Genomic DNA, 14,104 nt, shown 5'->3' on the forward strand with positions numbered 1-14,104 from the left:
GTTCCTGTTGTGTTCCCATCCATGCCATGGGAACGGCCCCGAAACTCAACGACACCCTGCGCGCCTTCATCGCGGCGCAACCGATGTTCTTCGTCGCCACCGCCGACACGGACGGCCGCGTCAACGTCTCTCCCAAGGGCATGGACACTCTTCGGGTTCTTTCCGATCACCACATCGTCTGGCTGAATCTCTCCGGCAGCGGCAATGAAACCGCTGCCCACGTTCAGGCCACTGGCCGGATGACACTGATGTTCTGCGCCTTCGAGGGCGAGGCGCTGATACTGCGTACCTACGGCACCGCCCGCACCATCCATCCCGGCTGCGAAGGCTGGGACGAGCGCGCCGCCCTGTTCCCGCGCCTCGCCGGCAGCCGCCAGATCTTCGACCTCGCCATTGATCTCGTTCAGACCTCTTGCGGCACCGGTGTGCCGCTGATGCAGTTCCAACAGGGGCGCGGTGAGGCCGAACTCCTGCCGTTTTTCGAGGAACTGGGTCCGGATGGCGTGCGGGATTACTGGGCTCGCAGAAATGCCGAGACGATCGACGGCAAGCCCACCGGCATCCTCCCATCTTAACCACGTTCCGCGAACGTCACATTCTGACCCAGATACCGTGCAAGGTTGCGGGCCAATCGCGGAAAGCTGCGCTTTCTCCGTTCAAATGACACGCAAGACAGGCTAAGAAAACACGGATGCTCGACTGGTTCTGGAACCTGCCCCTGATGGTGCGTCTGCAGGAAATCGTGGACGAAAGCCGCGCCGGTGCGCCGGAACCGCTGATGCTGATCACCATTCTTCTCGTCGCCGCCTTCATCATCGTCTGGCGCCTCTCCACCTCGCGGGCGGAGCGGGACGGCCCGATGCCGGGTGAAAGCTATCTTGGCAAGATCACCCCCAAGACCATCGACAAGATGACGGTCAACAACCGGGTGCAGAAGCCGAAAAGCCGTGCCGACATCGCCGCCGCCCTGAAATCACGCAAGCGCCGCTGATGGCGGCGTGGTGGGAAACCGTCAACGGCTGGGTCGCCACCACCCGCGCCATCGAGTGGGATCCGCTGTGGCTCACCGTGCTGCTGTTTGCTCTCGTGCTGCTCAAGTACCGGATGTGGCCCAAGGGACGGGTGGAGCGGGAAATGCCGGTTCGCGGCGGCAGCTACCTCGGTCTCCTCACCCCGAAAACCCTCCACTCCGTCGAACGTGCGGCCCGGCTGAAAGCCCTGCGGCACGAGCGCAAGGCCAGACAGAAGCAGCGGGGCGCCTATATCCACGAAGGTCAGCCACCGGTCGAAGACGCAGCCCCGCCGGCGCACGAGATGGCGGTCAAGCGCCCCGCCGGTCGGCAGAGCGTGCTGGATCGCTGATCACCGCCACGCGGCCTAGACGATCCCGCCGCCCGCGCCGCTAACCTCTGGGCGCTCAGCCGCCACCCGCGCCCGATAGCCGGAGAGGCGATAGGCGGCGATGGGGTCGATGGCGCCGCCACGGCTTCGGCGAGCCTCCGCGAGGATCGGGTCCACATCCGTCCGGAATGCTACTTTCAGTGTCCGGCTGGCCATCAGTGCATCATTGCTTTCCTGGTAGCCCGCCAATGCCACACGGTCGACCAGCAACGCCTGGGCATAGGCGCGCTGCACCTCCATCGCCGACGACATCAGGCTCTCGATCGGGTCGGTCACGTTGTGGCTCTGATCGAGCATGTGCGCCGGGTCGAAAGCCGGGTCGGTCTCCGCCTCCACCAACTCGTTGAAGACGAGGAACAGGCGGTAGGGATCAATGGCGGCAGTATCGAGATCATCGTCGCCGTACTTGCTGTCGTTGAAATGGAATCCGCCGAGTTTGCCCGCGTGGATGAGGCGGGCGACGATCATCTCTATGTTCACATTCGGCGCGTGATGACCCAGATCGACCAGGCATTTGGCCTTCGGCCCGAGGTGCTGGGCAATCATCAGATTGGTGCCCCAGTCCTGCACCACCGTCGAATAGAACGCAGGCTCGTACATCTTGTGTTCGGTGAACAGCGACCAGTCGGCAGGCAGGCTGTTGTAGATTTCCGATGCCGACGCAAGATAGCGCTCGAACTGTTTGGTGAAATTGCTCTGGCCCGGGAAGTTGGAGCCGTCGCCGATCCAGACGGTCAGCGCCTTGGAGCCGATGGCCTGCCCCAGTTCGATACAGTGGAGGTTGTGCTCCACCGCCTGTGCGCGGGTGGCTGCATCGGTGTGCGAGAGAGAGCCGAACTTGTAACTGTATGGCTGATCGGGCTGGTCCTGAAACGTGTTGGAATTCATCGCGTCGAAGCTCAGACCCGCCGCCTCGCCGGCTGCCAGCAGGTCTGCCGCCGGGGCATCGTCCCAAGGTACGTGCAACGAGACCGAAGGGGTGGCACGGGTAAGCTGATTGATCACTCCGCAATCCGCCAGCTTGTCGAATATATGACGCGGCTCGCCTTTGCCCGGGAAACGGGCGAACCGGGTGCCGCCGGTGCCAACCCCCCAACTTGGCACGGCCACACCATACCCGGCGACCTGCCCGGCAATGGCCGCGATGTCGATACCGCGCCGGGCGAGATGATCGCCCAGAGCAGCGTAATCGGCATCGTGGTCCGTACTGACGGCTGCATTGCTTTCGTCAAGGATGTCTTGCGCGATCATTGGCTTACCTCGTGAACGACTGGACGTTGCCGGCATCGACATTCAGGATGTTGCCGGTCGATTTGGCCGAGAGGTCGGCGGCGAGGAAATAGGCGGCCTCGGCGATATCCTCGGGCAGGACGGAGCGCTTGAGCAGCGAGCGCTCGCGATAGTGTTCCTCCAGCCCCGCCTTGTCCTTGCCGTAGGTGGCCGCCCGCTCCTTCAGCCAGTCGCCCGACCAGATCTTGGAGCCGCGCAGCACCGCGTCGGGGTTCACCACGTTGACACGGATGCCCTTGGGCGCGCCTTCGAGGGCGAGGCAGCGGGCGAGGTGGATCTCGGACGCCTTGGCGGTGCAGTAGGCCGAGGCGTTGGGCGAGGCGGCGAGGCCGTTCTTGGAGGCGATGAACACGATGGCGCCGCCGATATCCTGCGCGTGCATCAGGCGGAAGGCGGCGCGGCTGGCGAGGAAGTAGCCGGTCGAGAGGATCGACATGTTGCGGTTCCAGAGGTCGAGGGAGGTGTCCTCGATCGGGGCGGAACTGGCGATGCCGGCGTTGGAGACGAGGATGTCGAGCCCGCCGAAGGTGGTGGCGGTGGCGGCGAAGGCGGCGGCGACGCTGCCTTCATCCGTCACATCCATTTGGACACTGGCCACCACGTCTTTCGAGAAGGCCGATTGCAGCGCCTTTTCGGTTTCCGCCAGCGCTGCCGCGTCGATATCGGCCAGCATCACGCACGCGCCTTCGGCGAGGTATTTCTGCGCGGTGGCCGAGCCGATGCCGCCCGCGCCGCCGGTGACGAGGGCGATGCGGCCCGCCAGCGACTTGGGCTTCGGCATCCGTTGAAGCTTCGCTTCCTCCAGCAGCCAGTATTCGATGTCGAACGCCTCCTGCTCCGGCAGGCCGCGGTATTCGGAGACGGCAGATGCGCCGCGCATGACGTTGATCGCGTTGACGTAGAACTCGCCCGAGATGCGGGCTGTGGCCTTGTCCTTGGCGAAGGTGATCATGCCGACGCCGGGGATCAGGTAGACCACGGCGTTGGGGTCGCGCAGGGGCGGCGAGTCGGGGTGTTTGCAGCGCTCGTAGTAGTCGGTGTAATCGTCGCGATACGCGGCGATGGCGTCGGAGAGACCGTCGAGCGTGGCGTCCACATCCGGGTTTGCCGGGTCGAAATCGACGACCAGCGGTCGGATCTTGGTGCGCAGGAAGTGGTCGGGGCAGGAGGTGCCGAGCGCCGCGAGGGCGGGCATTTGCGCCGCGTTGACGAATTTGAGCACGGTGTCGCTGTCGTCGAAGTGGCCGGTCATGTGCTGGTTACCGGAAACATAGCCGCGAATGGCTGGCATCAGGCGGGCGGCAACGGCGCGGCGGTCCGCCGGGGCGAGCGATGTGTGGATGGGGCCGCCAAAGGGAGTGGCGGCGCGTTCGCCGAACCAGTCCATCGCCTTCTGGATAATGGCGAGGGTGAGATCGTAGCAGGCGCGCGCGTCGTCATCCCAGGTGAACAGACCGTGGGATTCGAGCACAACGCCCTTGGCATCGGGGTTTTCCTGGCAGAATTTCTCCAGCCAGAGGCCAAGCTCATAGCCCGGGCGCTTCCACGGCAGCCAGCCGATTTCCGCGCCGAAAATTTCCCGCGTCAGCGCGCGGCTGTCTTTCGCCGCCGCGATGGCGATGATCGCGTCGGGGTGCATGTGGTCGACGTGTTTGCGCGGCACATAGGCGTGCAGCGGTGTGTCGATCGAGGCGGCGCGGGGATTGAGGTTGAAAGTGCAGTGCGGCAGGTAGCCCACCATCTCGTCCTCGTGCTCCGGCCCGCGATAGATGCCCTTCAGCGCGCGGAGCTTCTCCATGTAGAGCGTGGAAAAGCCGTCCATCTTGATCGAACCGACATCGCCGCCGGACCCTTTGACCCACAGCACTTCCACCTCTTCGCCGATCAGCGGGTCCGTCTCCATCACCTTGGCGGATGTGTTGCCGCCGCCGTAGTTCGTGATTCGCTTGTCGGAGCCGAGCAGGTTGGAGCGGTAAAGCAGCTTTTCCGGCTCGCTCATGCCGTTCGCCTTCGCCTCATCCCACAGGTTTTCAAGGCGCGGCGGGGCGTTACGGTCGGACATTTCTCTCTCCCTGAGGACATGGATTTTGGCCGCAACGCTGCGGGAGGTGCGGCGGATTGTCAATCAATTTCGATCATAAATGATCGTATTGCGCTGCAACATGAAAGATTTTGACAGTTTATGATTGACAGAGCCACTGACTCCGCGCACCGTGACGGCCAACGGAGGACCCAGATGCACGAAAGCGACCGCCACAGAGTGATCCTCTCTGCCGTTCAGGACAGAGCGCTGGTGACAGTGGTGGACCTGTGTGCGCTGACGGGTGCGTCGGAGGCAACGGTGCGGCGGGACATCAACACGCTGGATGAGCGCAAGAAGCTGCGGCGCGTGCGCGGCGGCGCGGAAGCACTGAACACAACGCCCTTCGTCGGGCTTGCGGGGCGGCCCTTCGCGCTGAACGAGACGCTGCACACACCGGAAAAGCAGGCGATTGCGGCGGCGGCGGTTGAATTGTGCGAGGATGGCGAACCGATCATCATCAACGGCGGCACCACGACCTTTCAGATGGTGCATCCACTGGCCTCGCGCCGGATGCAGGTGTTCACCAACTCCTTCCCGATCGCCGAGCATCTGCTGAAGAACAGCAAGAACACAGTGATGCTGTCGGGCGGGGTGATCTACCGCGAGCAGAACATTATCCTGTCGCCCTTCGACAATGACGTGACCCGCAATTTCTACGCGCGGCGCATGTTCATGGGCGCACAGGGCATCGGGCCGCTCGGCCTGATGGAGGGTGATCCATTGCTGATCCAGGCCGAGCAGAAGCTCATCGGGCAGGCCGATGAACTGATCGTGCTGGTGGACAGCTCCAAGTTCGAGAACCGCTCCAGCCTCGTGCTGTGCCCGCTGAACCGGATCGACACGCTAATCACCGACGAAGGCATCAGCGACCGCGCGGCAGCAATGCTTGAGGCGGCCGAGGTGAAACTGATCGTCGCGCCGAACGTCGCGACGCAGAAAGAAGGGGCGGCATCGTAATCGCCCAGACAAATCAACGCTCAAGGGAGGAAAACATGAGTGTAATGAAGAAGATACTTTCGACGGTGGCCGTCGCGGCCACCTTTGCAGCCGGAACCGCTCAGGCAGAAGACGTGCGCATCGCGCTGGTGGTGAAGGCGCTGGGCATCGGCTTCTTCGAGGCGGCCGCGAAGGGCGCCGAGCAGGCGGCGGAGGAACTCGGCGACGTGGAGATCATCTACACCGGCCCGACCGATACAACCGCCGAGGGTCAGATCGAGGTCATCAACGCATTGATCGCGCAGAACGTCGACGCGATCGCCGTGTCGGCCAACGACACCGACGCGCTGGTGCCGGCGCTGAAGAAGGCGATGCAGCGTGGAATCACGGTGATTTCGTGGGATTCGGGCGTAGCGCCCGAAGGGCGGCAACTGCATCTCACCCCCTCCTCCAACCCGCTGATCGGCAACATGATCATCAAGTTGGCCGCCGACCACCTGCCCGAGGGCGGTGACGTGGCGGTGCTTTCTGCAACGACGACCTCCACCAACCAGAATGTCTGGATCGAGGAGATGAACAAGGTGCTGCCGAACTACGATGGCATCAACGTCGTGGCGACCGTCTATGGCGACGATCTGGCCGACAAGAGCTACCGCGAGGCGACCGGCCTGATGCAGAGCTACCCCGATCTCGACGCGATCATCGCGCCGACCTCGGTGGGCATCGTGGCCGCGGCGCAGGCCGTGGTGGATGCCGGCAAGGTGGGGCAGGTGAACGTGACGGGCCTCGGCCTGCCGTCCGAGATGGCGGGTGCCATCGAAAGCGGCGCGTCGCAATCCTTCGCGATCTGGAACCCGATCGACCTCGGCTATTCCGCCGCGATGCTGGCCTATGAACTGAGCAAGAACGGCGTGGAAGCCGGGCCGGGCGCGGAAATTCCGATGGGCCGGATGGGCACGCTGACGCTGGACGAGAACAGCGAGGGCGCGATGGCGGACCCGTTCGTCTACGATGCGTCCAACATTGACGAGTTCAAGGGCATCTTCTGAGGCCCTGACGCGTGCGTTGCCGGCCCGGATGCGGCCGGCAACCGACGCCCGCAGGCGCGGGCTGCCATTCCATCGGAAAGTTTCGAGATGAGCGTGAAACCCGTCATATCGCTTGACGGCATTACCAAGACGTTCCCCGGCGTGAAGGCGCTGTCGGAGGTGATGCTGGAGCTTCATCCCGGTGAGGTGACCGCGCTGGTGGGCGAGAACGGTGCCGGGAAATCGACCACGGTGAAGATCCTGACAGGCATCTACCAGCCGGACGGCGGGGTGATCCGCATGGACGGCGAGGCGGTCAACTTTCCCACCGCGCACCACGCCAGCGCCGCCGGGATCACGGCGATCCACCAGGAAACGGTTTTGTTCGACGAGTTGAGCGTGGCGGAGAATATCTTTCTGGGCCACGCGCCGCGCACGAAGCTCGGGCTGATCGACGGGCGCGCGGTGAAGCGGCGGGCGAAGGCCCTGCTGGCGGAGATCGGCGCGCAGATCGACCCGGATGCCCGCCTGCGCGACCTCGGCATCGCCAGCAAGCATCTGGTGGCCATCGCGCGGGCGCTTTCGATCGACGCGCGAGTGGTGATCATGGACGAGCCGACGGCGGCGCTGAGCCAGAAGGAAATCGGCGAGCTATATGAGCTGATCGAGCAGCTGAAGGCGCAGGGCAAGGCGATCCTGTTCATCAGCCACAAGTTCGACGAGATTTTTCGCATCGCCGACAACTACGCGGTGTTCCGCGACGGTGCCTTCGTGGGTGCCGGGAAGATCGCCGAGGTAAGCGAGGGCGAACTGGTGCAGATGATGGTCGGCCGGACGGTGGACCAGATCTTCCCCGAGCGCGCGCATGACGTGGGCGACGAGGTTTTGCAGGTGGTGGGCTACGACCACCCGACCGAGTTCGAGGGCATCGGCTTCACCCTGCGCAGGGGCGAGATACTTGGTTTCTACGGGCTGGTCGGCGCCGGCCGGTCGGAATTCATGCAGGCGCTTTTTGGCATTACACAACCGGCCAAGGGCGTGACGAAGATGGACGGGCGCATCCGCGTCATCCGCTCGCCCGCCGACGCGGTGGCGGCAGGGATCGTGTACGTGCCGGAGGATCGCGGCAAGCAGGGCGCGGTGACGGGATTGCCGATCTTCCAGAACGTGACGCTGCCGTCCTTGGGGCGCACCTCTAAGAACGGCTTCATCCGCATGGCGGAGGAATTCGCGCTGGCGCGGGAATACACATCGCGGCTCGATCTGCGGGCGGCTTCGCTCGATCAGGATGTGGGCACGCTCTCGGGCGGCAACCAGCAGAAGGTGGTGATCGCCAAATGGCTGGCGACAGCACCGCAGGTGATCATCCTCGACGAGCCGACCAAGGGCATCGACATCGGCAGCAAGGCCGCGGTGCACGCCTTCATGGCGGAACTGGCGGCGGCGGGGCTGGCGGTGATCATGGTCTCCTCCGAGATACCGGAGATCATGGGCATGTCCGATAGGGTGATCGTGATGCGCGAGGGCCGGATCGTGGCCGAACTGGAGGGCGAGAGCCTGACGCCGGAGCGACTGGTGCGCAACGCCGCCGGCATTGCGGGAGAGGCGGCATGATGCGGCTGGTCAAATCGCGGGAGACGGTGCTGTTCGCCGCCCTGTGCCTGCTGCTGGCGCTGATCGCCAGCCGGTTCGCCGGGTTCGTGGCGCCGGGGAACCTCGCGCGGGTGTTCAACGATACCGCGCCATTGATGATGCTGGCGCTGGGCCAGATGGTGGTGATCCTGACGCGGTGCATCGATTTGTCGGTCGCCGCCAACCTGGCGCTGACAGGCATGGTGTGCGCGATGCTGAACGTGGCGATGCCCGGCTTGCCGATCCCGGTGATCCTGATCATCGCCACGGGGCTTGGTGCGCTCATGGGGTTGGCCAACGGCCTCTTGGTGTGGAAGCTCGACATCCCGCCCATCGTGGTGACGCTGGGCACGATGACGATCTTTCGCGGCATCATCTTCCTGATCTCGGACGGCAAATGGGTTAATGCCCACGAGATGAGTGCGGGCTTCACCGGCTTTCCGCGGGCCGCAGTGCTGGGCCTGCCGGTTCTGAGCTGGATCGCGGTGCTGGCGGTACTGGCCTTCGCAGTGCTGATGGCGCGCACGGCGCTGGGCCGCTCTTTCTACGCCGTGGGCGGCAACCCGCATGCGGCCGTTTATGCCGGCATCAACGTGGGCCGCACGCAGTGCATCGCCTTCGTGTTCTCGGGCGCGCTGGCGGGGCTGACGGGCTATCTGTGGGTGGCGCGCTATGCGGTGGCATACGTGGATATCGCGGGCGGGTTCGAGCTGGAGGTGGTGGCGGCCTGCGTGATCGGCGGTATTTCCATTGCGGGCGGCATCGGCTCGGTCGGCGGGGCGGTGCTGGGGGCGCTGTTTCTCGGCGTCGTGAAGAACGCGCTGCCGGTCGTGAACATTTCGCCGTTCTGGCAACTGGCGATTTCGGGCAGCGCCATCCTGATCGCCGTCGCGCTGAACTCGGATGCACGCCGCAAGACCGGGCGGATCATCCTGCGCAAAGCGGAGGGCGGGCAATGAGCATGGCGGAACGACATATCCCCGACAGGCTGACGGGCCGCGCGGCGCGGGTGCTGAAAAGCTGGGAGACGCTGCTGCTGGCCGTGGCGGTCGGCATCTTCATCCTCAACTCCTTCGCCTCGCCCTATTTCCTGAACGCTTGGAACCTGTCGGACGCCACGTTCAACTTCACCGAGAAGGCGATGATCGCCTTCGCCATGACGCTGCTGATCATCGCGGGTGAGATCGACCTGTCGGTCGCGTCGATCATCGCCCTTGCCTCCACCTGCATGGGCTTCGCGGCGGAGGCGGGCGTGGGCACGGGCGGGCTGGTGGCCATCGGGCTGACGGTGGGGCTGGCCTGCGGGGCGTTCAACGCGTTCTTCGTGACCGTGCTGGGCCTGCCCTCGATCGTCGTGACGATCGGGACGATGAGCCTGTTTCGCGGAATCAGCTATATCGTGCTGGGGGACGGCGCGTTTCGCGGCTACCCGGCGGATTTCGCCTTTTTCGGGCAGGGCTACGTGTTCTGGGTGATCAGTTTCGAGCTGGTGCTCTTTGCCGTGCTGGCGGTGATCTATGGCGTGGTGCTGCACAAGACGAATTTCGGCCGCGCGGTCTATGCCATCGGCAACAACCCGATGGCGGCGCTTTTTTCCGGCATCCGCGTGCAGCGGGTGAAGTTCATCCTGTTCCTGCTGACCGGGCTGATGAGCGGGATCGCCGCTGTCTGCCTGACTTCGCGGCTCGGCTCCACCCGGCCGTCCATCGCCACGGGGATGGAGCTGGAGGTGGTGACGATGGTGGTGCTGGGCGGCGTGAACATCCTCGGCGGTTCCGGCACCATTCCCGGCGTGGTGATCGCGGCCTTCGTGATGGGGCTGGTGACCTTCGGGCTGGGGCTGTTGAACGTGCCGGGGATCGTGATGTCGATCTTCATCGGGGCGCTGCTGATCGGGGTGATCGCGCTGCCGAGGCTGTGGACGAAGATGCGGAGGCGGCGATGAGCGAGCGGTATGCATTCCGGATGCGGCTGAATGCGGGCTGCGAAGCGGAGTACACGCGGCGGCATGACGAGATCTGGCCGGAGCTTGCGGCGCTGCTGCGGCAGGCGGGTGTCTCCGACTACTCCATCTGGCTCGACCGCGAGACGCTGTGCCTGTTCGGTATCCTGACGCGGGCCGAGGGCCACGGGATGGACGATCTGCCCGCCCACCCGGTGATGCAGCGCTGGTGGGCACATATGGCCGACATCATGGAGGTGGAGGCGGACAACGCGCCGGTGGCGGTGCCGCTGGTGCGCGTGTTCGACATGCCGTGAGCATCGCCCGCGTAGCCGTGATCGACATCGGCAAGACCAACGCCAAGCTGGCGCTGGTCGATCTGGCGCGGTTGGAGGAAATCGCCGTGGTCACGCGCCCCAACACGGTGCTGCCGGGGCCGCCCTGGCCGCATTTCGACGTGGAAGGGCACTGGGCCTTCGTGCTGGAGGGGCTGGCGCGGTTTCACGCGGAGCAGGGTGTGGATGCCATCGCGGTAACGACGCATGGCGCGAGTTGCGCGTTACTGGATGCGCAGGGCGGGCTGGCGGCGCCGATCCTTGATTACGAGCATGACGGGCCGGATGCGGTGGCGGCGGAGTACGACGCGCTGCGGCCCGGCTTCGACGAGACCGGCTCATCCCGCCTGCCGCAGGGGCTGAACGTGGGCGCACAACTGCACTGGATGCTCGGTGAAATGCCCGGCTTGCGGGAGCGGGTGGCGACGGTGCTGACCTATCCGCAATACTGGGCCCACCGCCTGACCGGCGTGGCGGCGAGCGATGTCACCTCGCTCGGTTGCCACACGGACCTCTGGTCACCGACGACAGGACGCTTCACTGAACTGCCGCAACGGCTGGGGCTCGGCGGAAAGATGGCCGCGCCGCGTCGTCCGGGCGAATTGCTGGGACGCGTGTTGCCGCAGGTGGCCCGGGCAACCGGTCTGCCGCAGGATACGCCGGTTGTCACAGGCATCCACGATTCCAATGCCTCGCTCTATCCCCACATCCGGGCGCATTCCGCCCCCTTCTCAACCGTATCCACCGGCACTTGGGTGGTGGTGATGGCGGTCGGCTCCCGCTCAGAAGCACTGGACCCGGCCCGCGACACGCTGCTCAATGTCAGTGCCGAAGGCCAGCCAGTGCCGTCCGCCCGCTTCATGGGCGGGCGGGAATTCGAAATCGTGCGCGATGGCGCCGACACCGAAGCAACACCGCAGGCGGCAGCCCGCGTGCTGGATACCGGCATCATGTTGCTGCCCTCCGTCGTACCGGGTACCGGGCCCTACCCCGGCCGAACGATGGCATGGATCGGCACGGAACCCGCTGTCGGCAGCGCGGAACGCTCGGCCGCGCTGGCCTTCTACCTTGCGCTGATGACGGCCACCTGCCTGCGGCTGGCCGGGCACCGGGGCGACATCTTCGTCGAAGGCCCGTTTACACAGAACGGCAGCTACCTCGACATGCTGGCAGCGGTCACCGACGACCGGGTGCTGAAGATGCGCTCTTCCACCGGCACGAGCATCGGCGCGGCCCTCCTGTTCTCGGACGATGCACCGGATCTGCGGCCCAGCCTGCATGCTGCGACGGCCAACGCTGCGGCCCTGCGATCCTACGCTTCGCGGTGGCAGGCAGAGGTCGATCAGGTGTAGCCGGCCAGAACCGCATCACCCGCCGCCACTAACGTTCCGTGGCCCCCTTGCCCGAAAGGATCTTGTCCCGGAATTTCTCGATCCGCGCTACCCGCGTCTCCGCCTTCTTCGCTCCGCTCAGATTGATGACGTAACTCTTCTGTCGCCCCGGCGTCAGGCTGTGAAACGCTTCCGCAAGCTCCGGGTCCGCGTCCAGCGCCGTCACAAGTTCCTCCGGCAGTTCGATCTCCCGCACTTCCTTCACCGGCTCGATGCCCGCCTCGGCATAACCCATCGCCTCCGAGAGGTAAGCCTTGATCACCGGTTCCATCGCCGCCACCTGCGCATTTTCCGTGAAGCGGATGGCGTCGGCGTGCCGTGTGTTCGGCCCCTGTTTCTCCAGCACGCTTTCCGGGTCCTTCATCAGTGCCGCTTTGAAAAAGGTCATCCGGAAATCGCCGCGAAACGCTCCGATGATCACGATGTTGCGCCCCGCGTGCATGTAGCACGGATGCCCCCATTTCACCGCCTCCTCCAGCCCGGCGGACCGGCATATTCGCCGCAATCCTTCCAGACCGTCGCGCCACTGCTGTACGGAACAGTCCGGCGTGTCGAACCGGTCGCAGCGCCCGCAGCCTCTGGCAAAGAAGTCCTCGATATCGGTGATCATCATGATCCGCAGGTTAGGCGCAAAACCGTGTTTTGCAAGGCCGGGGCGTCCGAGCCCCGGCCCATGCTCACGCTGCTTCCAGCCACGCCGCATCCTGTTCGGCCGTGCGCCGCACGGCTTCCCGATCCTGTGTTCGCGCCACCCAGTCGCGGATGCAGGCCACGTCCGGCGTCGCGTCCGGCATCCATGCGAAGGGCGAGGCCAGGATCAGGTCCGCCGCGCTATACTGGTCACCGAGGAGATATGGCCGATCCTCCAGCGCCTCGGCCAGCCGTGCCACCATCTCGGCCTCACCCCGGAAGGTCACATCAATCACGGGATGCGTCAGCCCGGCAACCTTCATCACCATCACCGGCTCGACGACACCCGCATAGTAGGCCAGCCAGGAAAGATAGGTTCCCCGCTGCGGCGCCCCCGGCGCCGGTGCCATCCCGGCCTCGCAATAGAGGTCAGTCAGGTACTGGGTGATCGCCACCGTCTCGCGGATCAGTTCGCTGCCGTTCATCAGCAACGGCACCTTCTTCTCGGGGTGAGGATTGGCCGGATCCGGCCCGCCCGTTCCGTCGATCCGCGGGACGGTCACGGGCACGATCTCGATATCGTTGCCGGCTCCGAGTTCATGGATCAGCGACACGATCCGCGAAGAACGAGAGCGCGGCGCGTGGTAGAGTTTCAGCATGTCTGCCTCCTGTTTGGTTGACAACCGACTGCTAGTCCTGCCCTCCTGACAGAACATGGCAGCAGGAGAACCAATGCCCCGCAGTGACCGCCTACTTCGCCTCGTTCAGGCCCTGCGCACCCTGCCGGCCCCTGTCACCGCCGCGCGTCTGGCAGAGGAAATGGGTGTTTCGCATCGCACCCTCTATCGCGATATTGCCGCCCTCCGCGCCTCTGGCGCCATCATAGACGGCGAGGCCGGCGTCGGCTACGTGCTGGTTGAAGACGGTGCCATGCCGCCACAAACGCTGGAGCGTCTGGAACTGGAAGCCGTGATCCTCGGCCTCGCCGCCGTCGGCAATTTCGGCGACCAGGCCCTTGCCAGCGCAGCCGCCAGCGCAGCCGCCAAGATCGTCGGCAGCCTCGATGAGCGCCGCCAGCGGGAGGCGCTCCACCCGGTTTTGATGAGCTACTCCTACATCGAACGCGCGCCCTGGACCGTGCCGCAGGAGGAGATCCGCCGCGCCTGCTGGGAAGAACGCGCCCTCGAAATTTCCTACAGGGACAAGCATGGCGCGGTGACGGAGCGCATCATCGAACCGCTGGCCATGGTCTACTTCGACTGCGGCCTCGCCCTCCTCGCCCGCTGCCGGCTGCGGCAGGATTACCGCATCTTCCGGCTCGACAGGATCGTAAGCGTGCAGACCACCAGCGACAGCTTTCGCCCGCGGCGCGCCGCCATGCTCCGCGAACACCTTGCCTTGCTCGAATCTCGCGGCTCTCAGGGCTGACGGGCCGG

General features: G+C 65.0%; 15 protein-coding genes. 11 read left to right on the forward strand and 4 right to left on the reverse strand.

Annotated elements, in window-relative coordinates:
- The first annotated feature begins 26 nt into the window (after positions 1-26).
- The 3 genes from GO499_RS12295 (at position 27) to GO499_RS12305 (ending at position 1,362) form a co-directional block, all read left to right on the forward strand.
- Positions 27-575 (forward strand): pyridoxamine 5'-phosphate oxidase family protein, encoded by a 549-nt coding sequence (locus GO499_RS12295; protein WP_161862457.1) that lies wholly within the window; start codon positions 27-29, stop codon positions 573-575.
- Positions 576-691: 116 nt separating this feature from the next.
- The gene (locus GO499_RS12300; RefSeq protein ID WP_161862458.1) at positions 692-991 is read left to right on the forward strand and encodes a hypothetical protein; all 300 of its coding nucleotides are present in this window, start codon (positions 692-694) and stop codon (positions 989-991) included.
- Complete coding sequence (locus tag GO499_RS12305; RefSeq protein WP_161862459.1) at positions 991-1,362, forward strand: hypothetical protein; 372 nt, start codon at positions 991-993, stop codon at positions 1,360-1,362. Before GO499_RS12300 ends, GO499_RS12305 begins: the two co-directional genes overlap by 1 nt.
- A gap of 15 nt (positions 1,363-1,377) precedes the next feature.
- Here the strand turns inward: GO499_RS12305 and rhaI are convergent, their stop codons facing one another.
- Together rhaI and GO499_RS12315 are read right to left on the reverse strand one after the other, a co-directional pair.
- A complete protein-coding gene (gene rhaI / locus GO499_RS12310; RefSeq protein ID WP_161862460.1) occupies positions 1,378-2,652 on the reverse strand; it encodes an L-rhamnose catabolism isomerase in 1,275 nt (424 codons plus the stop codon).
- A gap of 4 nt (positions 2,653-2,656) precedes the next feature.
- Complete coding sequence (locus GO499_RS12315; RefSeq protein ID WP_161862461.1) at positions 2,657-4,753, reverse strand: bifunctional rhamnulose-1-phosphate aldolase/short-chain dehydrogenase; 2,097 nt, start codon at positions 4,751-4,753, stop codon at positions 2,657-2,659.
- Positions 4,754-4,927: 174 nt separating this feature from the next.
- Between GO499_RS12315 and GO499_RS12320 the strand changes: the two genes are divergently transcribed.
- From GO499_RS12320 to GO499_RS12350, 7 genes are all read left to right on the forward strand, one after another.
- Positions 4,928-5,731: a DeoR/GlpR family DNA-binding transcription regulator gene (locus GO499_RS12320; protein ID WP_161862462.1), complete on the forward strand. Its 804-nt coding sequence runs from the start codon at positions 4,928-4,930 to the stop codon at positions 5,729-5,731.
- A 35-nt stretch (positions 5,732-5,766) separates the two neighbouring features.
- A complete protein-coding gene (rhaS, locus tag GO499_RS12325) occupies positions 5,767-6,759 on the forward strand; it encodes a rhamnose ABC transporter substrate-binding protein (RefSeq protein WP_161862463.1) in 993 nt (330 codons plus the stop codon).
- Between the two features lie 87 nt (positions 6,760-6,846).
- Positions 6,847-8,352 (forward strand): sugar ABC transporter ATP-binding protein, encoded by a 1,506-nt coding sequence (locus GO499_RS12330; protein WP_161862464.1) that lies wholly within the window; start codon positions 6,847-6,849, stop codon positions 8,350-8,352.
- Positions 8,352-9,329, forward strand: a complete 978-nt coding sequence (locus tag GO499_RS12335; RefSeq protein WP_431309900.1) for an ABC transporter permease — start codon at positions 8,352-8,354, stop codon at positions 9,327-9,329. The genes GO499_RS12330 and GO499_RS12335 overlap by 1 nt, the downstream gene beginning before the upstream one ends.
- A complete protein-coding gene (locus tag GO499_RS12340) occupies positions 9,326-10,315 on the forward strand; it encodes an ABC transporter permease (protein ID WP_161862466.1) in 990 nt (329 codons plus the stop codon). The genes GO499_RS12335 and GO499_RS12340 overlap by 4 nt, the downstream gene beginning before the upstream one ends.
- Complete coding sequence (locus GO499_RS12345) at positions 10,312-10,629, forward strand: L-rhamnose mutarotase (protein ID WP_161862467.1); 318 nt, start codon at positions 10,312-10,314, stop codon at positions 10,627-10,629. Before GO499_RS12340 ends, GO499_RS12345 begins: the two co-directional genes overlap by 4 nt.
- Complete coding sequence (locus GO499_RS12350; RefSeq protein WP_161862468.1) at positions 10,626-11,999, forward strand: FGGY-family carbohydrate kinase; 1,374 nt, start codon at positions 10,626-10,628, stop codon at positions 11,997-11,999. The genes GO499_RS12345 and GO499_RS12350 overlap by 4 nt, the downstream gene beginning before the upstream one ends.
- Before the next feature lie 28 nt (positions 12,000-12,027).
- Here GO499_RS12350 and GO499_RS12355 read toward each other — a convergent pair whose 3' ends face one another.
- Positions 12,028-12,651 (reverse strand): YdeI/OmpD-associated family protein, encoded by a 624-nt coding sequence (locus GO499_RS12355; RefSeq protein WP_284154995.1) that lies wholly within the window; start codon positions 12,649-12,651, stop codon positions 12,028-12,030.
- Between the two features lie 64 nt (positions 12,652-12,715).
- Positions 12,716-13,327 carry a glutathione S-transferase family protein gene (locus GO499_RS12360; protein ID WP_161862469.1) on the reverse strand — a complete coding sequence of 204 codons (612 nt, stop codon included), beginning with the start codon at positions 13,325-13,327 and terminating at the stop codon, positions 12,716-12,718.
- A 73-nt stretch (positions 13,328-13,400) separates the two neighbouring features.
- On the opposite strand from GO499_RS12360, the gene GO499_RS12365 reads away from it, so the two are divergent.
- The gene (locus GO499_RS12365; RefSeq protein ID WP_161862470.1) at positions 13,401-14,096 is read left to right on the forward strand and encodes a helix-turn-helix transcriptional regulator; all 696 of its coding nucleotides are present in this window, start codon (positions 13,401-13,403) and stop codon (positions 14,094-14,096) included.
- Positions 14,097-14,104: the final 8 nt, after the last annotated feature.

This window comes from Algicella marina (genome assembly GCF_009931615.1).
Classification (GTDB): domain Bacteria; phylum Pseudomonadota; class Alphaproteobacteria; order Rhodobacterales; family Rhodobacteraceae; genus Algicella; species Algicella marina.

Bases quoted from the DNA above. Each gene is read 5' to 3' on its own strand.
- GO499_RS12295 (WP_161862457.1), top strand. From the start codon at position 27: ATGGGAACGGCCCCGAAACTCAACGACACCCTGCGCGCCTTCATCGCG.
- rhaS (WP_161862463.1), top strand. From the start codon at position 5,767: ATGAGTGTAATGAAGAAGATACTTTCGACGGTGGCCGTCGCGGCCACC.
- GO499_RS12335 (WP_431309900.1), top strand. From the start codon at position 8,352: ATGCGGCTGGTCAAATCGCGGGAGACGGTGCTGTTCGCCGCCCTGTGC.
- GO499_RS12365 (WP_161862470.1), top strand. From the start codon at position 13,401: ATGCCCCGCAGTGACCGCCTACTTCGCCTCGTTCAGGCCCTGCGCACC.
- GO499_RS12305 (WP_161862459.1), top strand. From the start codon at position 991: ATGGCGGCGTGGTGGGAAACCGTCAACGGCTGGGTCGCCACCACCCGC.
- GO499_RS12320 (WP_161862462.1), top strand. From the start codon at position 4,928: ATGCACGAAAGCGACCGCCACAGAGTGATCCTCTCTGCCGTTCAGGAC.
- GO499_RS12360 (WP_161862469.1), bottom strand. From the start codon at position 13,327: ATGCTGAAACTCTACCACGCGCCGCGCTCTCGTTCTTCGCGGATCGTG.
- GO499_RS12345 (WP_161862467.1), top strand. From the start codon at position 10,312: ATGAGCGAGCGGTATGCATTCCGGATGCGGCTGAATGCGGGCTGCGAA.
- GO499_RS12330 (WP_161862464.1), top strand. From the start codon at position 6,847: ATGAGCGTGAAACCCGTCATATCGCTTGACGGCATTACCAAGACGTTC.
- rhaI (WP_161862460.1), bottom strand. From the start codon at position 2,652: ATGATCGCGCAAGACATCCTTGACGAAAGCAATGCAGCCGTCAGTACG.
- GO499_RS12315 (WP_161862461.1), bottom strand. From the start codon at position 4,753: ATGTCCGACCGTAACGCCCCGCCGCGCCTTGAAAACCTGTGGGATGAG.
- GO499_RS12300 (WP_161862458.1), top strand. From the start codon at position 692: ATGCTCGACTGGTTCTGGAACCTGCCCCTGATGGTGCGTCTGCAGGAA.
- GO499_RS12355 (WP_284154995.1), bottom strand. From the start codon at position 12,651: ATGATGATCACCGATATCGAGGACTTCTTTGCCAGAGGCTGCGGGCGC.
- GO499_RS12340 (WP_161862466.1), top strand. From the start codon at position 9,326: ATGAGCATGGCGGAACGACATATCCCCGACAGGCTGACGGGCCGCGCG.